Source organism: Peteryoungia wuzhouensis, from assembly GCF_003205195.1.
Taxonomy (GTDB): Bacteria; Pseudomonadota; Alphaproteobacteria; order Rhizobiales; family Rhizobiaceae; genus Allorhizobium; species Allorhizobium wuzhouense.
Genome location: NZ_QJRY01000005.1, coordinates 105,548 through 127,747, shown reverse-complemented (window position 1 = coordinate 127,747; position 22,200 = coordinate 105,548). Strand labels below are relative to the sequence as shown.

At 60.2% G+C, this 22,200-nt stretch carries 22 protein-coding genes and 1 pseudogene; 14 read left to right on the top strand and 9 right to left on the bottom strand.

Going from position 1 to position 22,200, the window contains the following annotated elements; translation table 11 throughout:
• Nucleotides 1-10 precede the first annotated feature (10 nt).
• From DMY87_RS14540 to DMY87_RS14515, 6 genes are all read right to left on the bottom strand, one after another.
• On the bottom strand, nt 11-1,909 hold the full coding sequence (locus tag DMY87_RS14540; RefSeq protein WP_110792353.1) for a nitric oxide reductase activation protein NorD: 1,899 nt from the start codon (nt 1,907-1,909) through the stop codon (nt 11-13).
• Between the two features lie 9 nt (nt 1,910-1,918).
• Complete coding sequence (locus DMY87_RS14535) at nt 1,919-2,722, bottom strand: CbbQ/NirQ/NorQ/GpvN family protein (protein WP_110792352.1); 804 nt, start codon at nt 2,720-2,722, stop codon at nt 1,919-1,921.
• 61 nt (nt 2,723-2,783) lie between these two features.
• A complete protein-coding gene (locus DMY87_RS14530) occupies nt 2,784-4,130 on the bottom strand; it encodes a nitric-oxide reductase large subunit (RefSeq protein ID WP_110792351.1) in 1,347 nt (448 codons plus the stop codon).
• Nucleotides 4,131-4,157: 27 nt separating this feature from the next.
• Entirely contained in the window at nt 4,158-4,610 is a 453-nt protein-coding gene (locus DMY87_RS14525; RefSeq protein WP_110792350.1) for a c-type cytochrome, read from the bottom strand.
• 155 nt (nt 4,611-4,765) lie between these two features.
• Nucleotides 4,766-5,041 (bottom strand): cytochrome C oxidase subunit IV family protein, encoded by a 276-nt coding sequence (locus tag DMY87_RS14520; RefSeq protein ID WP_110792349.1) that lies wholly within the window; start codon nt 5,039-5,041, stop codon nt 4,766-4,768.
• Between the two features lie 8 nt (nt 5,042-5,049).
• The gene (locus DMY87_RS14515) at nt 5,050-5,595 is read right to left on the bottom strand and encodes a cytochrome c oxidase subunit 3 (RefSeq protein ID WP_110792348.1); all 546 of its coding nucleotides are present in this window, start codon (nt 5,593-5,595) and stop codon (nt 5,050-5,052) included.
• A gap of 124 nt (nt 5,596-5,719) precedes the next feature.
• On the opposite strand from DMY87_RS14515, the gene DMY87_RS14510 reads away from it, so the two are divergent.
• The 8 genes from DMY87_RS14510 to DMY87_RS14475 all read left to right on the top strand — a co-directional run bounded on the left by DMY87_RS14510 (nt 5,720) and on the right by DMY87_RS14475 (nt 12,159).
• Nucleotides 5,720-5,875, top strand: coding sequence for a hypothetical protein (locus DMY87_RS14510; RefSeq protein ID WP_110792597.1), 156 nt, complete (start codon nt 5,720-5,722; stop codon nt 5,873-5,875).
• Nucleotides 5,876-5,885: 10 nt separating this feature from the next.
• On the top strand, nt 5,886-6,362 hold the full coding sequence (locus DMY87_RS14505; protein ID WP_110792347.1) for a hemerythrin domain-containing protein: 477 nt from the start codon (nt 5,886-5,888) through the stop codon (nt 6,360-6,362).
• The gene (locus DMY87_RS14500) at nt 6,359-7,042 is read left to right on the top strand and encodes an NnrU family protein (protein WP_110792346.1); all 684 of its coding nucleotides are present in this window, start codon (nt 6,359-6,361) and stop codon (nt 7,040-7,042) included. Before DMY87_RS14505 ends, DMY87_RS14500 begins: the two co-directional genes overlap by 4 nt.
• A 117-nt stretch (nt 7,043-7,159) precedes the next feature.
• Nucleotides 7,160-8,185, top strand: coding sequence for an ABC transporter substrate-binding protein (locus DMY87_RS14495; protein ID WP_110792345.1), 1,026 nt, complete (start codon nt 7,160-7,162; stop codon nt 8,183-8,185).
• An 18-nt stretch (nt 8,186-8,203) separates the two neighbouring features.
• On the top strand, nt 8,204-9,004 hold the full coding sequence (locus DMY87_RS14490) for an ABC transporter permease (protein ID WP_425353503.1): 801 nt from the start codon (nt 8,204-8,206) through the stop codon (nt 9,002-9,004).
• Nucleotides 9,001-9,750, top strand: a complete 750-nt coding sequence (locus DMY87_RS14485) for an ABC transporter ATP-binding protein (protein WP_110792343.1) — start codon at nt 9,001-9,003, stop codon at nt 9,748-9,750. The genes DMY87_RS14490 and DMY87_RS14485 overlap by 4 nt, the downstream gene beginning before the upstream one ends.
• Nucleotides 9,747-10,967 (top strand): NnrS family protein, encoded by a 1,221-nt coding sequence (locus DMY87_RS14480; protein WP_205908170.1) that lies wholly within the window; start codon nt 9,747-9,749, stop codon nt 10,965-10,967. The genes DMY87_RS14485 and DMY87_RS14480 overlap by 4 nt, the downstream gene beginning before the upstream one ends.
• Nucleotide 10,968: 1 nt before the next feature.
• On the top strand, nt 10,969-12,159 hold the full coding sequence (locus DMY87_RS14475; protein ID WP_110792342.1) for an NnrS family protein: 1,191 nt from the start codon (nt 10,969-10,971) through the stop codon (nt 12,157-12,159).
• A 19-nt stretch (nt 12,160-12,178) separates the two neighbouring features.
• Here the strand turns inward: DMY87_RS14475 and DMY87_RS14470 are convergent, their stop codons facing one another.
• Both DMY87_RS14470 and DMY87_RS14465 read right to left on the bottom strand, forming a co-directional pair.
• Nucleotides 12,179-12,748 (bottom strand): UbiX family flavin prenyltransferase, encoded by a 570-nt coding sequence (locus tag DMY87_RS14470; RefSeq protein ID WP_110792341.1) that lies wholly within the window; start codon nt 12,746-12,748, stop codon nt 12,179-12,181.
• The gene (locus DMY87_RS14465) at nt 12,745-14,268 is read right to left on the bottom strand and encodes a UbiD family decarboxylase (protein ID WP_110792595.1); all 1,524 of its coding nucleotides are present in this window, start codon (nt 14,266-14,268) and stop codon (nt 12,745-12,747) included. Before DMY87_RS14465 ends, DMY87_RS14470 begins: the two co-directional genes overlap by 4 nt.
• Nucleotides 14,269-14,376: 108 nt before the next feature.
• On the opposite strand from DMY87_RS14465, the gene ubiT reads away from it, so the two are divergent.
• The 5 genes from ubiT to DMY87_RS24185 all read left to right on the top strand — a co-directional run bounded on the left by ubiT (nt 14,377) and on the right by DMY87_RS24185 (nt 20,243).
• Nucleotides 14,377-14,880, top strand: a complete 504-nt coding sequence (gene ubiT, locus DMY87_RS14460) for a ubiquinone anaerobic biosynthesis accessory factor UbiT (RefSeq protein ID WP_110792340.1) — start codon at nt 14,377-14,379, stop codon at nt 14,878-14,880.
• On the top strand, nt 14,880-15,857 hold the full coding sequence (gene ubiU, locus DMY87_RS14455; RefSeq protein WP_110792339.1) for a ubiquinone anaerobic biosynthesis protein UbiU: 978 nt from the start codon (nt 14,880-14,882) through the stop codon (nt 15,855-15,857). Before ubiT ends, ubiU begins: the two co-directional genes overlap by 1 nt.
• A gap of 2 nt (nt 15,858-15,859) precedes the next feature.
• Nucleotides 15,860-16,777, top strand: a complete 918-nt coding sequence (gene ubiV, locus DMY87_RS14450; RefSeq protein WP_110792338.1) for a ubiquinone anaerobic biosynthesis protein UbiV — start codon at nt 15,860-15,862, stop codon at nt 16,775-16,777.
• Between the two features lie 108 nt (nt 16,778-16,885).
• The gene (gene ric, locus DMY87_RS14445) at nt 16,886-17,557 is read left to right on the top strand and encodes an iron-sulfur cluster repair di-iron protein (RefSeq protein WP_425353502.1); all 672 of its coding nucleotides are present in this window, start codon (nt 16,886-16,888) and stop codon (nt 17,555-17,557) included.
• Nucleotides 17,558-18,050: 493 nt separating this feature from the next.
• Entirely contained in the window at nt 18,051-20,243 is a 2,193-nt protein-coding gene (locus DMY87_RS24185; protein ID WP_165826242.1) for a methyl-accepting chemotaxis protein, read from the top strand.
• A 107-nt stretch (nt 20,244-20,350) separates the two neighbouring features.
• Here the strand turns inward: DMY87_RS24185 and DMY87_RS14435 are convergent, their stop codons facing one another.
• Complete coding sequence (locus DMY87_RS14435) at nt 20,351-21,556, bottom strand: HPP family protein (RefSeq protein ID WP_245408924.1); 1,206 nt, start codon at nt 21,554-21,556, stop codon at nt 20,351-20,353.
• A gap of 38 nt (nt 21,557-21,594) precedes the next feature.
• Between DMY87_RS14435 and DMY87_RS14430 the strand changes: the two are divergent.
• Nucleotides 21,595-21,870, top strand: a pseudogene (locus tag DMY87_RS14430) (HEPN domain-containing protein); the annotation flags it as partial.
• Between the last annotated feature and the right edge of the window lie 330 nt (nt 21,871-22,200).

Here is a 22,200-nt window from a genome sequence, read left to right as displayed (position 1 = left end):
CGATCGCGGATCAGCGAACGAGCGCGCGGTAGATCTGCGGCAGGGCTGCCGGCAGGCGCCGGATATCGGGTACGACGGCATAGCCGTGATGGCCGAACACGGCGGGCACGTAGGTCTTGGCATCCTGGTCGACGGTCACGCCGAAGACATGGATGCCGCGGCGGCGCGCCTCGGTCACTGCCCGGCGGGTATCTTCAAGCGCAAAACGGCCCTCGTAGTGATCGACATCGTTCGGCTTGCCGTCGGTCAGAACGAGCAGCAGGTGCTTTCTGTTGGGGCGCTCCGCAAGCTTGGCCGTCGCATGGCGGAGTGCCGCTCCCATGCGGGTATAGTAGCCGGGCTTGAGCGCGGCGATGCGATGGCGCACATGCGCGCTCATCGGCTCGTCAAAGTCCTTGATTGTCTCGACACGCACCCAGCCCCTGCGCCTCGACGTGAAGCTGAGGATGGAATGCATGTCACCACAGGCGGCAAGCCCCTCGGCCAGCACCAGAAGGGCCTCCTTCTCGACATCAAGTACCCGGCGGTCGTTGAACCAGGCGTCAGTCGACAGCGATACGTCGACCAGCAACGTGACGGCGAGATCATGGGCCTGCGGCCGGCTTGCCAGATGGATACGGTCCGAACATTCACCGCTCGCGGCCAGTTCGGTACGGCTGCGGACCACAGCGTCGAGATCGAGATCGGCACCGTCTACCTGCGCGCGCAGCATCTCGTGGCGCGGGCGCATCGCCTCAAACTGTCGCCGCACTCGGCGAACCAGCGCCTTCATCTCCGGCGACGGGCCAGGCGAAAGGCCTTCATCGGATGCCGGGCCGGCAATGACCCGGCAGTGGTCCTTGAGATAGACCCCGTGCCTATAGTCCCATTCCGGATAGGTCGTTTCAGCTTCGATGGCAGAATGAATGAGCGCTTCCGGCGGCAGGTCGAGGTCGAAGCGGAAATTCGCCGCAGGTCGGCCCTTGCGTTCGCCAAGCACCATCTCGTCGAGTTCATCGGCAGCCGACGCATCGTGATCGTCGCTGTCATCGGCGGGACGATCGACATTGGCCATTTCGGCCATGGCGAGGATCTTTTCGAAGCGGTTGAGGATGAAGGGGCTGCGCTCGCCCTTGGCGGCAGAATCCTTTTCGCGCGTCGCGACATAGCGGCCAGCGGCTTGTGCATCCGCCTGACTGGCGCCGACCGGCTGGTCCGTGTACTGGCGATCAGCCCATTCTTCCCGGACGACGGCTTGCGGCCAAAGCGGCACGGGCAACATCGGCAGATAGCCTAGAGGCGCCCTCCCCGGCATATCATCCCCCGCCGAAAGCGGGGCAAGCCCGACACCACGGCGCAGGAGATCGATGATACGATCCTCCAGCAACCCCTCGACCCTTGGCAGAGAGCCACGCCGGCGCTCCGACAGAAGGGCGAGGCAAAGCCGGCGATAGCAATCAATGAGACCAGGAAAAGCCTTCAACACCCGCTCTTCAAGCACCGACGCCGCCTCCAGCATGGCGAAATCTGCCTTAAGCGGATCGATTTCGGTGATTGGCTGAAGCGGCATGACGGCCATGGCAGCCGCCAGCCAGATATAGAGATCGCGGTTGAGCGCCTGCTCCGGCATCAGGTCGAGGACCGGGGGCAACATCACGCTTGCTTCGTCCCGCGCCGGGTGGATGAGCTTTTCCTCGCCGAGCCCCATGCGCTGGCGCAGCTTCAGCCGGTGTTGCGAGGTCTTGCCCCGTGCGGGGACCAGTTGCACGGTCCTTTCGCCGCCGAAGCCGCGAAAACAGACGGAAAGCACCGGAAGCACCTCTTCCAGCATGACGGCAGCGTTTGGGTAACGCGGCCAAGTGCGGGTATCGCCAGCGAGCCTGTGCCAGGCGCGCCCGACCGTTTCCTCGAGCTCCAGAAAGTCCAGCATGACATTCTCCTAGCGGATGACCGCCTTTGCCAGTTCGAGAAGGGCAGTGCGCACGTCGGGTTCGTCGGTCAGCGGCTCGATCATGGCGGCGCGAACGGCGTCACGCGGAGACAGACCGGCATCGATCAGGCTGGCGCAATAGACGAGGAGGCGCGTCGAGACGCCTTCCTCCAGGTCATGACCTTTCAGTGCGCGCAGCCGTCTGGCGAGTTCAACGAGGGGCTCGACCGTGACAGCGGGCAATCCGCTTTCGGCCGAGACAACCTCGATTTCCCGCGCCTTGGGCAGGAAGTCGAATTCAATGGCGACGAAACGCTGGCGGGTCGAGGGCTTCAGCGCCTTGAGCAGGCTCTGGTAGCCGGGATTGTAGGACACGACCAGCATGAAGGCCGGCGGCGCCGCGAGTTCTTCGCCGGTGCGTTCCAGAGGCAGGATACGCCGGTCGTCGGTGAGCGGATGGAGGACCACGGCGACATCCTTGCGCGCCTCGACCACCTCGTCGAGATAGCAGACGCCACCGTCCCGGACCGCCCGGGTCAGCGGTCCGTCGACCCAGACCGTCTCTCCGCCCTTGAGCAGGAAGCGGCCGGTGAGATCGGCAGCGGCCAGATCGTCGTGGCACGAGACGGTGGTCAGCGGCAGATCGAGCTTCTGTGCCATATGGCTGACGAAACGGGTCTTGCCGCAGCCCGTCGGACCTTTGAGGAGCAGCGGCAGTTGCCGTGTCCAGGCTGTTTCGAACAGGGCGCATTCGTTGCCGGCTGGAGAATAGGCCGGGATTTCAGGCTGAATGTTGCGGGCGATGAGATTCATGGTGCTGATCCTTCAGAAGTTTGGAAAGGCCCCGCCGCCGTTTAAGCAGCGGGCCGCTCAGTCACTCGGCAGGCTCGATGTAACTGCCGAAGGCAGGCTCTTTTTCCTTGCCGGGTATCAGCACGGCCCAGACGAACATCAGGGCGGAGACCAGGACGACGGCGCCCGAGCCGAGGCGCACCCAATAGAACAGGGCCAACTGGTCCTGGACGTCCATGTAGCTTTCGCCAAGCACGCGCTGCAGATGGACCTGCAGGACACCGGCAAAGGTGAGCGCGAAGGTCATGACCGACATGGCCGTGCACATCATCCAGAAGCTCGCGATGGACAGCCACTGGTTATAGGGCTGACGTCCGCGCATCTCGGGAATGGCATAGGCCATGATCGCGAGGTTCAGCATGACATAGGCGCCGAAGAAGGCGAGATGTCCGTGAGCTGCGGTCACCTGCGTACCGTGGGTGTAGTAGTTTACCGACGACAGCGTGTGCAGGAAGCCCCAGACACCGGCCCCGAAGAAGGCCATCACCGAGCAGCCGAGCGACCACAGGAGTGCCGCCTTGTTCGGATGCTTGCGGCCGGCCTTCCAGGTCATGACGAAGGTGAAGATCACCATGGTGAAGAAGGGGGCGACTTCGAGCGTCGAGAAGAGCGAACCGATCCACTGCCAGTAGCCCGGCGCACCGATCCAGTAATAATGATGGCCCGTGCCGAGGATACCGGAGAACAGCGCCAGACCGATGATGACATAGAGCCACTTCTCGACGACCTCGCGGTCGATGCCGTTGAGCTTGATCATCAGGAAAGCGAGCACGGAGGCCATGATCAGCTCCCAGACGCCCTCGACCCAGAGGTGGACGACATACCACCAGTACATCTTGTCGAGCGCCAGGTTGGCCGGGTTGTAGAAGGCGAAGAGGAAGAAGATCGCGACGCCCCAGAGCCCGAAGATCAGGATGTTGGTGACGACGGTCTTGCGACCTTTGAGCGATGTCATGGTGACGTTGAACAGCAGCATCAAGGCGACGATGACAATGCCGACCTTGATGATGAAGGGCTGCTCGAGAAACTCGCGTCCCTCATGAATGCCGAAGAGATAACCGACGACGGCGGCAGCAGCAGCGATCAGGAAGATCCAGAACTGCGCGATTGCGAGCTTCGGGCTGTAGAGCTCTGTCTCCGCCTCTTCAGGCAGCAGATAGTAGGTCGCGCCCATGAAGCCCATGAGCAACCAGACGATCAGGGCGTTGGTGTGGATCATGCGCACGATGTTGAAGGGGACGAGTTCGGACAGCGTGTTCGGCAAGACATAGATCGTGCCTGCCAGCACGCCGAAGAGAACCTGTGCGAGGAAGAGGCCGAGCGCGCCGTAGAAATACAGCATCGCGACCTTCTGGCTTTGATATTTCATGATAGATCTCCTTGGATCACGAAGGGCTCAGCCCGCCTCGTTCGGCGGCCAGTTCTGCGTCTTGATCTTGCTGGTCCATTCGAGGAAGTCGGCGAGATCGTTGATCTCGTCGTCGGTCAAATTGAATTGCGGCATCTGCCGTCGGCCTTCGATGCCGGAGGGCTGCGAGGCCATCCAGGCGCGCAGTGTTTCGCGCGCGCCATCCCGATCATCCTTGCCGCCCCACCGGGTCCAGACATTGCCGAGCTCAGGTGCAAAATAGGCACCCTCCCCCAGAAGCGTGTGGCAGTTGATGCAGGCGTTCTTTTCCCAGACATGTTTGCCGCGGGCGACGCTGTCGGTGAGCGTCGCCTCGTCGGTCGAGGTTGTGCGGATGTAGTAGTGGCTGTGGGCCGTGAGCCCCACGAAAATCGCAAAAAAGAATACGGAGCCGCCGTAGAAGACGTTGCGCGCTCCGGTCTTGGTCAGGCGCTCTGCCATGCCTTTGTCCTTCCGTCTGCCGGGCTGGAAAGGCCCGACCTGGTTTCCCCGCCTCGAACGCTCCGGCGATCCCCTCGCCGGCTCTGCGGGATGTTCTTTTCATAGAGAGTGATCGGAGTTGTTCTTTGCGCTTTGGCAAGCAACGGCGCGAATGTTCATCCCAACAGAAGGACCACCAGCGACCGAGACAGTGCGGCGATCAGAATGATGCTTAACCAGCAGATGAGCGCGATCCGCATTGGGTGATGCCCGCCCCTGAGTTCGAGGAAGTCGAGAACCACAAGCCGTCCCTTTACAAAGGCAATCCCAAGAACTGCGGCAATCGGTACGATCGTTGGACCAGCGAGCGCCGCAACAATTGCGCCGCCAATCGCGAAGGTCGTCAGCATGGCGAGCACACCCACCAATTCCTCGTGCTGTCTGCGGGTCATGGGAAGCCTCACGCGAGATAGAGAATGGGAAAGATGACCAACCAGACGAGGTCGATCACGTGCCAGAGTGTGGCGATCAGAATCAGGTTCTCCCGTGCCGGGCGCCAGGCGACGAGAAGAAGCGCAATGGCGCCGAAGAAGACATGCAGGAGATGAAAGCCGGTAATGATGAAATAGAGCTCGAAGAAGGTATCGAGCGTCGCATCGTGGGCGTAGCGAACCTCACCCCAATATTCGAAGAGCTTGACCGCTACGAAGCAGAAGCCAAGCAGGGCAGCAATGGTTAACGGCCGTTTCACCGCCTGAAGTTCAAGCCGATTTCGCATCGCCACGGCGACGAAGTAGCCGCTGACCAGCAGGATAAGCGTGTTCGCGCCGGCGGTCCCCGGCCTTAAATGCAGACGCGCCAGTTCGAAGGCTTGGGCATCGAAGGTCGAGACGACGAGGAAGCCAAAGATCAGGATGCCAAAAGCGATCAGCTCGCTCCACACCAGGATCCAGAGCAGCACGTGGTCGTCCTTTGCCTCGTCCTGGAGGCTCGTTTGCATGGCCATGGTCACATCTCCCGTTGGTCGGGATCGTTTCTAGAGAAAAATCCGAAGCGCTCTTTGTGGGAGCGCAAAGAAGACTGACGAAAGACAAGGCAGAGTACGTCCACAACAGAAGGGAATGACTGAAATGACGGATGCACAGATCGGCCTTGTCGTTGCGACACCTGTCATCGTGGGCTTTGCCCTGATGCTGAAGCGCATGGGCGTACTCCAGGGCGGAGGCACGCTTGCCGCCGTCCTGGCTTCGCTGGTCATTGGTGTCATCCTGTTTTTCGGTCAGTAGGGAGACACGAATGGAAACGACCAGATCCAGTCTGACGGCAACCGAGGTCACGGCGCTTGAGGACAAGCACCGCGATCTTCTCATTCTCTGCTTGAAGCTGGAGGAACTGGCGGCAAACCTTGACACAGGTGAGATTCCCCGTGGTCTCCAGAAGGTTGCCAAGCACATCGAACCGCTGGTCGCCGCCGCCCATACTTTAGAGGAGCAAACGCTCTATCCCGACCTCGAGCTGCATGCCGGCTCCTGCTTCGGCTCCCTTCTTCTCGATCAGGTCAAGTCCGAACATCGTGTGGACCGCCGCGCGGCCCGTGAGCTATCCCTTACTTTAGCCGCTGTCGCTCACAAGCGATGCAAACTAAACCTGGACACGGTGGCCTATATGGTTCGCGGTTTTCAGGACGCTGTCCGGCGCCATATCACTGCGGAGCAGATGCTGCTGCAGCAGCTCCTAAACGTGGAACCCTATATGCAGGCGTTCCCGACATGACCCAAGTCGTTCTTGCGCTCGCAGCATTCCTGTTGTTGCATTCGTTGCCGGCCATGCCAACCATCCGTGGCAGATTGACCGCAGCGCTTGGATTGCGGCTCTACCTCCTGGTCTATTCGACAACATCCGTGGCACTCCTGATATGGGTCCTGCATGCGGCCTGGAGCACCGAGTACGTTGAGATCTGGGGGCCGGATTCCAGTCGTGCCCTTGCCAATCTCGTGTTGTCGCCACTCGGGCTGTTTCTGGTCACCGCAGGCCTTATCAGCCCCAACCCGGCATCTGTCAGCTTTATGACGGGTCCTGTGCCTGGCGCGATAACGGCAATTACGCGCCATCCGGTTCTATGGGGTTTTCTCCTCTGGTCTGTGGGCCATGTCGCGGCAAACGGCGACACCAGATCGCTGCTCGTCTTCGGCGGGCTCGGTCTGTTTTCTGCTGTGGGTATCGGTGTCACGGAAAAGCGCGCGAGACGCAGGTTGGGGAATAACTGGTCGCCACTCGAGAACTCAACATCGATATTTCCGTTGATCGCCCTGTTTTCAGGACGCGCGAAGCGGCGTCTGGATGGACATCTGGTCGTCGCGCTTGCCATGACGCTGATTGTCACACTCTGGCTACTCGCGGGAGGTCACGCCGCACTGTTTGGCGTGGATCCCATGCTCGCGCTCGACATCTGAGAACGATTCCAGCCGGCAATTCCACGCGTTCCTTGCTCTGCGTCAAACATCCCGCGCGCAGACGGCGATAATATGAGTAAATAAATCAATTTTTCGTAGAGCGGATTGCCCAACACCATGAAACAGGTCAGCAAGACGAGGATCATTGAAGCCGACACCCTGGGCTATGCACCAACCCGCCGTACTTTGTGCGCTGGCATTGCCACGACCCTCGCCCTCCCCTTCCTCAATAAGCGAGCACGCGCTTCTTCGCTTGACCAGCTCGTCCTTTACGGTCCTCCTGCCGGACCATCGATAACGCTCACCTATGCGGTTGGCAAAAGCCTGCTGCGCAACGTCGCAGATAGGGTGGAGTTTAGGGTCTGGCGCACGCCCGATGAAATGCGGGCTGGCCTGTCGTCCGGATCCATGACAGCCGTAGTCATGCCGACAACGGCGGCGGCAAACCTCCATACGCGCGGTCTTGGCCTGAAACTGGCCAGCGTAATGACCAATGGCCTTCTCTATATAGTGTCGCGCAACGATAAGATCGCGGCTTTCGCCGATCTCGAAGGTCAAAGTGTAACCGTGCCATTTCCCAATGACACGCCGGAACTTGTCTTCGATGCGGCGCTTGCCCACCATCGAATGACCGGCAAGGTCAAGGTAGAGCGGGCCGGCACGCCGATCGAAGCCGTGCAGATGCTGCTCGCAGGGCGTATCGACACGGCGCTCCTACCCGAACCGGCAGTCTCTGCCGCCATCTTCAAGGCCAGTACAGGTGGTCAGGCGCTTCACCGCGTCATCGACATGCAGAATGAATGGGGTACGGTCACCGCAAGTACGCCGGTCATGCCCCAGGCAGGTCTCGCCCTGACGCAAAGCTTCCTGGACGATCATCCGGAACAGGCGAACGCTCTTCTTGCAGGACTTGCGCGGGCAGCAGTCGAGGTGAACGCCAATCCTGCAGCGGCCGCGAGCCAGGCCGCATCGGCCCTTGAACTCCCATGGCCTGTGCTGGAGGCATCGATCCCTTATTCGAACCTCGTCGCCATTGCCGCGCGTGACGCGCGCGGATCGATCGAGACCCTGCTCAAAGCCGTGGCACAGAGGCATCCCGAAATGGTGGGCGGTCGCATGCCGGACGCGTCACTCTATCTGTAGGGCGGGATCATCATGGGCGTGGCTTATCGTGCTGGGAGGCTGGCGCGCTTCCTCTGGTCCGGCTGGGCGGGTCTCAGCGGCCTTGCCGTCTTTGCCGCCGTTTGGCAGCTCGGAGCCGAAGCCTATGGCAGCTTCGTGTTGCCTGCACCGGCCGAGACTATCCAGACCCTGTTCAAGCTGGCGGCAGATCCCGACAACCGTGTGTTGGTGCGGTCAACGAGCCTGAGGGCGCTCGCCGGCTTTTCACTCGCCGCCGTGTTCGGAACGATGGCAGGCGTGGTGGCCGGATACCATCCCGCGATCATGAGGATTGCGCGTCCGCAGGTAACCTTGCTGATCGGCGTCCCGCCAATCGCCTGGATCGTCCTTCTGATGATCTGGTTCGGCATAGGGGCAGGAACGGTTATTGCCACCACAGCTATCGCCGCCTTGCCGCTTGTCTTTGTGGGTGCAGCCGAGGGCATCCAGACACGCGACCGGTCGTTGGAAGACATGGCTCGCATGGCCGGCCTGTCGTGGCTGGCCCGCTTGTTTCAGATATCCCTACGGCAAATGCTTCATGCGGTATTTCCTGCTTTGGTCATGGCACTGGGCACGGCTTTCAAGGCAGCAGTCATGGCCGAGTTGCTGGCCAATGCCGGCGGTATAGGAGGCGCGCTCGCCAATGCCCGTTCCGCACTCGATGTGGAAGCAGCTCTTGCGTGGATCCTCCTGTCGGTCATTGCGCTGATCAGTGTCGAATATGGAATTGTTCAGCCTCTGCGCGCCGAAGCCGAGGCATGGCGGGAAGCCGCCCAACCCTGGGGCGTGCGCCGATGACCCTCCTCCAGCTCAAAGCCGTGGGGCACGTCTATCTCGGCCGCGCCGTCCTCGAACAGGTCAGCTTTGATGTCGTACAAGGGGAAATGGTCGCGCTGGTCGGACCATCCGGTTGCGGCAAGAGCACGCTTGCCCAGATCGCCGCCGGGCTGATTATCCCCCGCCACGGCGAAGTCGCTCGAGGTTATTCACGCTGCGCTTTCGTCTTTCAGGAACCGCGCCTCCTCCCATGGGCGACGGTCGAGGCAAACGTGGCGCTCGGCCTATCTGGCCTCCCATTCGCGCGGTCCGAGCGAAGGGCGAAAATTGCAGCGGCCTGTCATCAGGTGGCCCTGGAGGAAAGCGATTGGCACAAGTTTCCATCGCAGTTGTCGGGCGGCATGCGCCAGCGCACGGCGCTTGCCCGCGCGCTTGTCGGTGAACCCGATTTCCTCTATTTCGACGAGCCCTTCACTGCGCTCGACGCCGCCTTGCGACGACGAATGCAGGATCTCGTTGTCGCCACGGTCCTAGATAACGGCAAGGGCGGGCTCTTCATTACCCATGACATCCATGAAGCGCTGCGGATCTGCCACCGGATCGCGGTTCTCGATCGTCACGGCCAAGGAATACTTGACTGCGTCACCGTTCCCGAGAGGCCCGGAAACCGCAGCGAAGAGATGATTTTCGAGACGGCACGAAGGCTCATTTCCGATCATCCGCTGTTTGCCGTCGTTGAAGAACATGACGAGCGGAGGCTGGCATGAGTGTGCTTCCAGCCATACGCATGCTTCCCTCGGCCGATCTTGCCAGGGCCATGTCCACCGAAGGCCTCAGACTGATGTTTCCACTTGCCGCCTTGCATGCGGCGCTGTGGCCCTTTCTTTGGGTCGTGGTTTGGTCTCTCGATCTACCTTTTGCCGTTTCCTCCCTTCCCCGCCACTGGCACGCCCAGGAAATGCTGGTCGGCTCCTTCGGAGGCGCGCTTTTAGGCTTCCTGACCTCTGCCCTACCGGAATGGACGGACACGCAACGCCTCAGTGGACGCCCCCTGTTCTTGGCTGCAGGTCTTTGGGCCGGTGCCCGCTTGTTGGGCTTCTTCGCAGTCGAGAACGGATGGCTGCTTGGCCTCGTATTCGATCAGGCGTGGATGCTGTTCCTGCTTACCTATGCGCTACGCCTGTCCTGGATCAAGAAAAGCACCGGCCTCCTGGGTTTCATCCTGTTCGTCACCACCTTTGCGGCGGCCGCGGCTCTACTGCGGATCGCGATGGCCCTGGAAGCCTACGACCTGTCGGACCGCGCAATCAGAATTCTTGGGCTCTCGCTTCTAGGCCTGCTGGGTCTCGCCCTTGCCCGCATCACCGTCCCAGTGACCAACCTGATCCTTGATCCGACGGAAAAGACCTCCCCTTACAGACCGCATCCGGGCCGGGTCCATCTCTCAGCGGGTTTGACCATGCTGGTGATCGTGGCAGAGGCAGCCACGCTCTCGGACGCCGTGCGCGGCTATCTGATGTTGGCTGCCGGTGCGGCCTTTCTCGATCGGGTCGCCGAGGGGTTTGTGGGGCGCGAAGGCTTTTCCTTCGAACTTGGCGGTCTTTGGCTGTCGAGTGCGCTGGCCGGCACCGGCCTTCTTGTCTGCGGCCTCTCGCTCATTGACCTGCCTTTGCCCTGGCTGGGCGGACTGCATCTGGCGTTGATGGGGGGATTGGGTCTTGGTGTGCTGCAGGTTCTCTCGATTGCAGGCCTGCTCCATACCGGTCAACCGCTGCGCTTTTCGAAGACAACCCGGATGGCGATCCAGCTTCTGGTCCTGTCGGTGCTTCTCCGGGTCCTCCCGGAATTCGCGCCGTCCCTCTCCCTGCCCTTCGGCGCTTACGGTCTGACCTCTGCGCTGTATTCGCTCTCATTTCTCCTTTGGGCCAAGGCCTATATTCCTCTGCTCTGGTCACCGGAAACGGTCGATCAGGAAAGGTGCTGACATGACCATCCTTCCAGACCCGTCCATCCCACAGCGTCTCCTAACTGGAGGCTTCCGCCTGTTCTTTCCGGGCAGCGCGCTTTTGGCCGCCGCCTCCATCGCTATCTGGGTCCCGTGGTTCCTCGGCTTCCTGCATGTTCCGACCCTCTTGCCCCCGGTTGCCTGGCACCAGCACGAGCTTCTCTTCGGCTTTGTCCCGGCCGTGATAGCAGGGTTTCTTCTCACCGCCGTGCCGAACTGGACCGGCAGGCCCGGTTTGAAGGGCATACCGCTTCTGGCGCTGTTTCTTCTCTGGATCGCCGGGCGGCTGACGATCAGTTTTTCAGAATGGACCGGCATGCTTGGCGCGACACTCGTTGCGCTGGCCTTCCTGCCAGTGCTCGCCATCTTTGTTCTGAAAGAACTTGTTACTGCCTCGAACCGACGCAACTACAAGATAGTCGCCGTTCTCGCGCTCCTGAGCGCCGCTCAGATGTTTTTCCATCACGAGATCGAGCGCTACGGTCGCGTCGAAATGGCCGACCGTCTGGCGCTGTCTGCGATCCTCATCCTGATCTCCCTGGTCGCAGGGCGCATTATTCCGGCATTTACCGGCAACTGGCTGAAGGCGAACAATCCAGGGCGGCTGCCGCAGAATTTCGCCCCTTTCGATCTCGCCGTCATGATCCTTGGAAGCTTTTCACTGGCGATGTGGATCGCTGTCGGCGGCGGTTTTGAAAGCCTCCGGTTTCCCACGGGGCTGCTGATGCTTGTCGCCAGCCTTGCTCATCTCGTGCGACAGGCAAGATGGTGCCCCGAGCGCACGCTCGGGGAGCCCCTCGTGACGATCCTGCATGTCGGCTATCTCTTCATTCCCTTAGGCTTTTTGCTGACCGGCCTGTCAATGCTGTTGGACCACTCCGGCTTCGCTTCGGCAGGCATCCATGCCTGGACGACAGGTGGGGTCGGGGTCGTGACGCTGGCGGTGATGACCCGCGCCACGAGAGGCCATACGGGCCAGGCTTTAACGTCCCCGCACTCAACAACCTGGTTCATCTATGCACCAATCATCCTCTCGGCACTGCTGAGGATCCTGGTCGCAATTTGGCCGCAGCACACCATGCTGCTATTGCCGATCGCAGGCCTTGCCTGGATCGTGGCATTCCTGGGTTACGTGGTCTTCTACATGCCGTTGATAGCGCGAAAGGGATAGGAGGGAGCCATGAGCGCCCTCACCCTCTCCACTCCGGTATCAAGGGTGCATCCGTCAACCCGAGCAGATCCACGGCACGAGCCGCAATATGGGCGACGAGATCCTCCACGCTCGCTGGATTGCGGTAGAAAGAGGGGACCGGCGGCATCACCACGGCCCCCATCTCGGTCACCGCCACCATGTTGCGCAGGTGCCCGAGGTGAAGCGGCGTTTCGCGGGCAAGGAGAACCAGCCTGCGACGCTCTTTGAGCTGCACATCGGCGGCGCGAATGAGAAGATTGTCTGTGATCCCGGTCGAGATCGCTGCAAGAGACCGCATCGAACAAGGGGCGACGATCATACCGGCCGTGCGGAACGATCCGCTGGCAATCGATGCACCGATATCGCTTTCCGCATGGAAATGAGCGGCGAGCCCGATTAGCCGCCCCAGCGCCTCGTTGCCCGCCTCATATGCGATTGTCCGGCGCGCTGCTGACGTGACGACGAGATGCAGTTCAACATCATCCATGGCCGCCAGGAGCCGGCCGACCTGAAGACCGATCGCCGCCCCCGAAGCACCGGACATGCCGAGAATGACACGCCTCATCATGGCTCACCTTCCCTTGTCTTGAGGGATCCAAGTCCAAGTTCGCGCCAGATCGCATCAACGCGCGCCGAGACCTCCGGCGTCATTTGCAGCACGCGGCCCCATTCCCGATCGGTTTCTGCGCCAAGCTTGTTGGTGGCATCGAGACCGAGCTTTCCACCGAGCCCAGGCTTGGGAGAGGCAAAATCGAGGTAGTCGATGGGTGTGTTATCCACCACCACCAGATCGCGGGAGGCGTCGAACCGCGTGGAAAGCGCCCAGATGACATCGCTCCAGTTTCTGACGTCAACATCGGCATCGACCACGATGATGAGCTTGGTATAGCTGAATTGCGGCAGCATCGACCAAAGCCCGAGCATGATCCGACGCGCTTGCCCTGGATAGCGCTTGTCGATCGAGACGACGATCGCCCGGTAGGAGCAGGCTTCTGGAGGCAGATAGAGATCAATGATCTCGGGAAACTGGCGCTTGACGATGGGAAGGAAGAGGGCATTCATCGCTTCTCCAAGCACCGAAGGCTCGTCTGGTGGACGGCCGGTGAAGGTCGAGAGGTAAACAGGATCCTGCCGCATCGTCATCGCCCTCAAGGTCATGACGGGAAACGGCTCGACGGAATTGTAGTAGCCCGTGTGGTCGCCATAGGGACCCTCAAGTGCGGTGTCCGCGATCGAAACGGTCCCCTCCAGAACGATTTCTGCAGTGGCTGGAATATCAAGGGGCTGGGTGAGCGCCCGCACCACATGGGCGCGCTTTCCTCTGAGCACACCGGCGAACGAAAGCTCGCTCATTGTCTCCGGCAGCGGCATGACGGCGGAGAGGATTGTTTGTGGATCAGCGCCGATCACGACCGCAATGGGCATATCCTGCCCCACCGCCTGCCACTGCCGGAAGTGTTTTGCAGCACCACGATGGGCAAGCCAGCGCGTGATCAATCGCTTGCGATCCAGCGCTTGCAGCCGGTAGACGCCGACATTGACATCCCTGGGGTCGGAGGGCGATGCGGTGACGACAAGCCCCCAGGTGATCAGCGGTGCCGGTTCGCCGGGCCAGCACCACTGGATCGGCAGTCGGTTGAGATCAACGGCCTCGTCTTCAAACACGATATCCTGGCATTCGGCGTGAGAGACCCTGCGGCATCCCAGCGCCATGGCGGAGCGAAGCACAGGCAGTTTCTTCAGGGCATCCCGGAGCGACGCCGGCGGCCTCGGTTCGCGCAATTCGGCCAGAAGGTCCGCGAGATCGCCGATCTTGCCGACAGGGATGCCATAGCCAAGTTCGATCCGCTCGCGCGTGCCGAACAGATTGGCAAGCAGCGGTATCTCTGACACTGCACCGTCCGACCGGACCGGGCGCTCAAAGAGCAAGGCCGGGCCTCCCTCTGCCAGGACGCGCCTGTGGATTTCGGTTACCTCATGGACAAGGCTCACCGGCTGCGCGACGCGGAGAAGCCGTCCCTGCCTTTCCAGTTCGGTCATGAAAGCTTGAAGACCGTCGTAGCGACGAGGCGGTGCGTTCTGTGTCATGCGGACCGCTATGACCTGTGAATTCGGTTGCGTCTTTGCGCTGGAGCAATCTGGATTGTCGGCCGTTCCCATAGGTTTGCGCCGGTTCAAACCACTCAAATTGGCGCAATGCAGATAACATCCATTCTGGCTCTCCCGCTGAAAGCCGTGCCGCTCATGCCGCTCGTATCAATTGAGCTCGTGGCAAGTCGCCTCTTCAAGCTCCTGCTCCTAGCTCATGGCGATATGTTCGAGCGCCTTGGCACATACAAAAGCTGCCGCTTTTCGTTTGCCCCGACTGATCTGCCCCTCGTCTTCCTGATCGAGCCCGACCTGCCTCGTCTCAAGGTGGTGCGCAAAGACGAGACCTTCACGGCGGATGCAGGTGTCGAGGCCCCGCTGGTCATGCTGCTGGCGCTCCTTGAGGGGCGCTGCGATGCCGATGCGCTGTTCTTTTCCCGCGACCTGAAGGTGATCGGGGACATGGAGGCCATGCTTGCGATGAGAAACGCACTCGATGACTGCGATATCGACCTTCCGCGTGATCTCGCGCGGATCGGGGGACCGGCCGCGCCCATCGTTCACAGGCTGGCCGTGGAAATCCGAAGCCGGTCGCTCAAGGGGATCCAGTGATGGAACTGATCTGTCCGGCGGGAACGCCAGCCGCCTTTCGTGAAGCCGTCGATGCAGGCGCTGATGCGGTCTATTGCGGCTTCCGCGACGAGACCAATGCCCGCAATTTTCCCGGCCTCAATTTCAGCCGGGACGAACTGGACGACGCAATTATCTATGCCCGTAAGAAAGGCTGCATGACATTTGTCGCCCTCAACACCTTCATGCGGGCTGGCGACGAAGAGATCTGGTATAGCGCAGCGGCCGACGCGGTAAGGCTCGGTGCCGATGCGCTGATCCTGGCCGATTTCGGCCTCATGGCCCATGTCCGGGAACACTATCCAGAGCAGCGCTTGCATGTCTCGGTTCAGGCGTCTGCTTCCAATCCCGAAGCCATCAATTTTCTCGTCGAAGCCTTCGACGCAAAACGGGTCGTCTTGCCGAGAACGCTGACGATCGGCGACATTGCCCGCATTGGTCGCAAGGTCAAATGCGAGATCGAGGTCTTTGTTTTCGGCGGGCTTTGCGTCATGGCCGAGGGACGCTGCTCGCTCTCCTCCTACGCCACCGGCAAATCGCCTAATATGAACGGCGTCTGCTCCCCGGCGAGCCATGTGCGGTACCGACAGGACGGCTCCGACATGGTGTCGGAGCTCGGCACTTATACGATCAACCGGTTCAGCCATGGGGAGGCCGCCGGCTATCCCACACTGTGCAAGGGACGCTTCGACATCGGCGATGCGCGTGGCTACGCCTTCGAAGACCCCGTGTCCCTCGATGTCATGGGCGAAATCGAAGCCTTGAAGGATGCCGGCGTCTCCGCCTTGAAAATCGAAGGACGCCAGCGCGGCAAAGCCTATGTGGCCGAAGTCGTGTCAACGCTGCGCCAAGTGCTCGCAACCGCCCCCTCGGGACGTGGCCCATTGTTGACCCGGCTGAGGGCGCTGAGCGAAGGGCAGAAGACCACGGTCGGCGCCTATGAGAAGCGCTGGAGATAAGCATGACTGAACTGACACTGGGCCCTGTATACTATCTCTGGGACGGCCCGAAATGGCGGGATTTCTATTATCAGATCGCAGACGAAGCGCCCGTGGATCACATTATCCTCGGCGAGACTGTCTGCTCCAAACGGCAGCATTTCATCGAGCCATACTTGGCAGACGTGGTGGAGCGCCTGGAACGGGCGGGAAAATCGGTGGCCTTTTCCTCGCTGGCGCTAATCACCTTGGAGCGAGAAAGTCGGATCGTGAATGAGCTGATCGAGACGTCGGACTACCCCATCGAGGTAAACGACCTCTCCGCCATCGGCCTGATCAAGGGCCGCCAACACCTCGTCGGCCCCTTGGTCAATGTCTATAATGGCCCAACCGCGCGCTTGCTGGCACAGCGCGGGGCAGACCGTATCTGTCTTCCGCCGGAACTTCCCTTTAGCTCGATCGCCAGGATCGCCGCCGACGCGCCGGATGTGGCTCTCGAAGTGATGGTATTCGGTCGCATGCCGCTTGCCATATCGGCCCGCTGCGCCCATGCCCGTTCCAAGGGCAGGATCAAGGACAACTGCCAGTTCGTCTGTGGCGAGGAGCCGGACGGCCTGTCAATCAGGACACTCGATCGCCAGTCATTCCTGGTGCTCAATGGCGTGCAGACAATGTCGCATACGTGCCAACTCCTGCTCAGCGAACTGAAGGACTTGCAAGAGGCCGGGGTCAATGCCTTCCGTCTCTCACCACAGGACTGCGACATGGCGCGCATCGCCGCCATCTTCCAGGAAACGCTGTCGGGCAGCATGGAACCCCAAGAGGCCATCGAACTGATCGGGCATACTTATCCCAAAGCCAAGTTCTCCAACGGCTTTCATCACGGGCGAGAGGGAGCTGGCTGGGTATCGCGGGCGAAAAACAATGCCCATGCGCCATAACGCGCGAGGGAGTGCGAGCACATCTTGTTTGCGAAAGCGCAACGACCGGATCTGCATTCCTCACCATAGTCGGCACCACAGCGATAACGCATTGAAGCGCAAAGCAAGGTGAACTCGATGGAACTTGACGCAAGCCAGACGGTCGGAAAGATCGCGACCTCCCTCCCCGGTGCAGCCGCACTTTTCCGCCGTCACGCCATCAGTTTCTGCTGCGGTGGCTCAGATAGCATCGAGGTTGCGGCTGAAGCCGCAGGACTCTCGCCGGAAACCCTGGTGGACGAATTGCAGGGCCTTGTCGACGCCGCCTCGACAGAAGCACCGGATGGAACTGCCGATCTGATCAAGCACCTCAGAACACGCTACCACGACACCCACCGCGCAGAACTCATCTCGCTGATCCCGCTTGCGGCAAAGGTCGAGCGGGTGCATGGCGACCACCCCGATGCACCGATCGGCCTGGCAAATCTGCTCGAGCGCATCCAGAGCGACCTACACAGCCACATGCATCGCGAGGAGCTCATGCTCTTCCCGCTCATGGAACGCGGCGACCATCAAGCTCTGACGAGACCCATCGAACAGATGCGCCACGAACATGACGTAGAGGCCGGGCATCTGGCAGAACTCGAGCACGTGACAGGCGGATTTCATCTGCCGGACGGCGCATGCAATTCATGGCATGCGCTTTACGCAGGGGCGAAGAAATTCGCCGACGATCTGGTCCAGCACATGCATCTGGAAAATGAAGTCCTCTTTCCACGCTTTACCGGCGGGACCCTCTAAAACAAATCTATTGAAGATGAGGAATCATGTTGAAGAGCCAGAAGCCGGACCGAGGCATAGACCGCGACAGGTTTGTTCCTCCGGTCGTCTTTAGATCGCGGCGTGAGCGTGTCTGTGACACCGTCTGCGACATGCATGAATGCGTGATCAGTGGCTGCGCCGGACCCGAGACGGTCGCCTATCTCATGGACCGGCTGCTGTCACTTGATCCTCGATACACAGGCGACAGACGATGATCGGCCCCTCCATGCCATCCGCTCAATTGCGCCTGGAGTTTGCGCGTAAATGTGCAGTTCGCGCTTCAAATCCCCATCAAACCTGCGTTGGATTGACGCACGCTGAGGTTTATTTGTTCGACGCTTGGCATTCGTCAAACCGAGCCAGAATGCGTTAGGCGGGTTTTTACCTCATCACCTCAATTCTCGCTAAAATCACATCGTATCATGATGTTACGATATTCGGCATGATGCCCCAGCTCAGGACAACCTGTAAGATGCGCATCACCGACTTTTCGATCAGCAAACGCCTCTGGCTAGCGATCATGATCCCCCTGGTTGCAGCACTCACCCTTGCCTCGATGGAGTTTCTAAGCTCGTGGGGTTCCTACCGGCAGATGCAGACCGTCGTCAAAGTGAGCGAGAACATCGCGGCGATGGGCGAGCTGATCCACGTCCTTCAAGGAGAGCGGGGACACAGCGCTGGATACATCGGATCAAAGGGCAGCACGGACAAGCAACCGCTTGTGACGGCGCGTCAGTCGACGGATGCGGCTCTGGCAAAATTGCCAGATCTCTCTGATGCCTTGGCGGAATTCGAAAACGCGGAGCTTAACCGTCGCTGGAGCTTCGTACAGGACACATTGAAAAGCCTCGCCGACACCAGACGATCTATAGACAATCTGTCCTTCACCGGAAAACAGTCCTTCGACTTCTATAGCGGCCTGATCGGTGAGCTCTCGGGCCTCGCCTCGGAACTGTCCCTCCAGGGTGTCGGGTCGAGGATCGCGGCCGAAATGATCGGCTATAACCTGCTCATGCAGGCAAAGGAGATCGCAGGCCAGGAACGCGCAACCGGCAACGCCTTCATCACCTCAGGCAACATTGACCCCGAGCGTATCGCTCCCTTTGCCCGCATGGCCGGCGCGCAGAATGCGTTGATCGATAATTTCCTCGCCCTGCAACAGAAGGAATGGCAATCCGCCTACGCTTCGCAGCTATCCATTCCAGCGTCGCAGGAGATCGAAGCCACGCGGTCGACCTTGATTGGGATTGGTTCAACAGCGGTCAGTGATTTGAGTGCTGATCGCTGGTTTACAGCCGCCAGTCAGCGCATTGACGCAATGAAGGCTCTGGAAACGGCAAGCCTCGAACGTCTCGCCAGCGAGGCACGCGCCATCGCCGCAGCCGCATTCACTCGCCTTGGAACGGTTTTGATCCTTTGCATCGTCGGGGCCATTCTGGTCTTTACCTTGTCGATGTTCCTGGCAGGAACCATCAGCCGTCCTCTGAAGGCACTCGTCAATTCAATGCGCAGATTGGCGGAGGGTTACCTCGAACCTACCGGGCAATCTGCCGACCGTAAGGACGAAGTCGGAGACATGGTCAAAGCGGTGGAAGTCTTTAGACTTGCCGCCATCCGCAATCGCGAACTGGAGCTTGAGGCAGAGCGTGCGCGCGAACAGGCCGAACGGGACCGAGTTGACATGCAAATCGCAGCAGAGGCAGAGGCCGAAGCGCGTGTGAACAAGGCGACGGGAACGCTGGCCCAGGCCTTGAGGAAACTTGCTGCTGGCGACCTTCTTTGCGAGGTGAACGAAGCCTTCGCACCGCAGTTCGAAGACCTTCGCCATGACTTCAATCGCTCGGTGGTGCAGTTGCGGCGAGCGTTGGTTGGTGTTGGCCAATCGGTCAAGACCGTCACCGGCGGAGCATCCGAAGTTTCTTCAGCATCGGATGACCTGTCGAGGCGCACCGAGCAGCAGGCCGCCTCGCTTGAAGAGACGGCCGCGGCACTCGAACAGATCACAGCCAATGTGACGGCCACGTCTAGACGCTCAGATTTGGCCCGCAGCGTAACAAAGAGCGCACGCGAAAGGGCAAACCGATCCGGTGAAGTGGTGCGAAACGCCGTGGCAGCGATGGACAAGATCGAGCAGGCATCGAGCCAGATCAGCCAAATTATCGATGTGATCGACCAGATTGCCTTCCAGACAAACCTGCTCGCTCTCAATGCGGGCGTCGAGGCAGCCCGCGCCGGCGAGGCCGGCAAAGGGTTTGCCGTGGTTGCGCAGGAAGTCCGGGAGCTGGCACAACGTTCGGCACAGGCAGCCCGGGAAATCTCAGGACTGATCGGTAATTCTGAACTGGCTGTTCGCCAGGGCGTCGAACTGGTCTCCGAGACCGGTACCGGACTGGCCGAAATCGACGAGCTCGTGCAGGAAGCCGCAAGCCACGTGGATGCCATCGCCATTGCAGCCCAGGAACAGGCAGTCGGTCTTTCGCAGGTCAATGTCGCGGTGAACCATCTGGATCAATCGACACAACAGAACGCGGCCATGGTGGAAGAGATGAACGCTGCTGGCGCAGCCTTGGCCAGCGAAAGTGCCACCCTTCAGAGCCTGCTTCTTGGCTTCCGTTTGACCTCACCTTCCGACGGCAACATTGTCCCAGAAAGGATGAGGGCCTGAGTCAATTGAGATTTCAATATCCTCAAATGAGACGGACGACGCAGTGGTCCGCAGCCGACACTCATGTCGTTCCTAGCTCCGAGCGTGGCCCGATCTTGCAGACGCCATCAAACGTCTGCTCGTGCGAGCCCGCGGGCCATCGCAGCGATGAGGTCGGTTCTGGTGACGATACCAATCAGCTTGTCATATTCCAGAATGGGCACGGCATCGACATCTGTATCACCCATCAAGGGCAACAACGCTCCGAGCGGCGTGGTCGCAATAGCGCGAGGGATCGTGACACTCATGATGTCGATTGCGAGGACTGGTTTATCCCTTTCGGGATCGATCAGCCTTCTCAGAGCGGGAATTAGACCTCGATCGAGACGAAGTGCGTCTTCTCTTGCGCGGCTGATGAGGTGCCTCTGGAAGATAATGCCAAGAAATCGCTGTTCATCGTCGACCACGGGCAGCGATGTGAAACGATGGCGCCGGAAGAGATCCGCGACCGTGCCCAAATCTGTGTTTGCCTTCACGGTGATCAGGTTCGAGGACATGATAGCGCCCGCAGTTGGAGTGCCGGTCTGGTGCGCTGCTGCCTGGAGCTCTGCTGCACCGATAAGGCGTGCCAAATCTTCAACGCCGAGGTTGAATGACTGTCGATAGCGTTGAAGGATGTCGCTTAGCTCAGCCTCGGAGAGGCCCAGCCGTTCGACGGCAATCCTGTCCGCTGTGCCGTGCCTGTTTTGCTGGTCAAATTGACGAAATGGATAGCGACGCCCTGTGAGCCTGGCATAGGCGATCGCAATCAGGACGAGGCTTGCAGTGCCCGTCGCAATCGGCGCAAGCGCGAACCAGAAGCCAAGGTGCTCCACAGCTTCCGGGCTCATGGCAGCCGTCATGGCCACTGCTCCTGCCGGCGGATGAACTGCCCGCAGCATGATTGTCACAAAGATCGCAATCGAAACAGCAAGGGCGATCCGTAACGTCGGCTCGTGGATGAACAGCGAGATTGCAACGCCAACAAGAGCCGCGACAGTATTGCCGATGACAGCAGACCATGGCTGAGCAAGCGGACTGTTGGGAACGGCAAACACAAGAACGGCAGTCGCGCCCAGCGGTGCGACGAGGTAGAGGCCATTTTCAAGATCGACGGCGGGAGACATCAAGAAATAGCCGGTCAACCAAAGCCCCATGAAAGCTCCAAGGCCCGCGCGCAGAGCCTCCAACGGAGCAGTGCCAGTCACTGCCGGCCCAAATGAACGTAAGAACTGCAATTGAATGATTCCGATCGATCGAAAGCACAAACTTTCAGCAATTGATTGAAGTTTCAACCGGCTGCTCGCGCTCCGAGCCGCCTTGATCCCAGAGCACCAACTATGGTCCGCCCTCTCACAATATCAAGTTTCTCCGATCGTTGGCGGAAGGTCAGGATCGACGTTTGACCGAGGCTTTTCCACGCGACCAGCACCGCGAGCGCGCATGGTTCAACACGCTAAACGAGGCCTATGTGAAGGCACGGTATTCTAAGCATTTCGAGATCAGCGAAGAGGCTTTGGTCTGGCTCCACGAGCGAACGGTCGTATTGCTCGATCTGGTCAGGCAAGTATGCGCCGAAAGGCTTCAGTTGCTGGCTCGCAATGAATGAACGATGCCGGTGTGTAGGGAGTGTTCGGGCCTCTAAAGTCTAACATTGGATCCGATCTCTGCATTCTTCCGAGTTCGACAACCGATCATTCTTCGTCCCCCGGATCAAAGCCGCGCTTGTGCGAGATCCGGGTGTACAATGAAGAACATCGGAGCTTTCAGCATCGCGGCGACCGCAGCTCGCGAAAGCGGGAATTCTCGTCACGCCAGGGTCGGAACAAAGGAAGCCGCAGGAGCCTTAGCGGAGCGACCCGAAAGGGTCAGGCGGGACCGACTTCACACAGGCTTGGCGTTCCGCATGAAACGCGCCAATTAGACGTGCGAGCTGTGT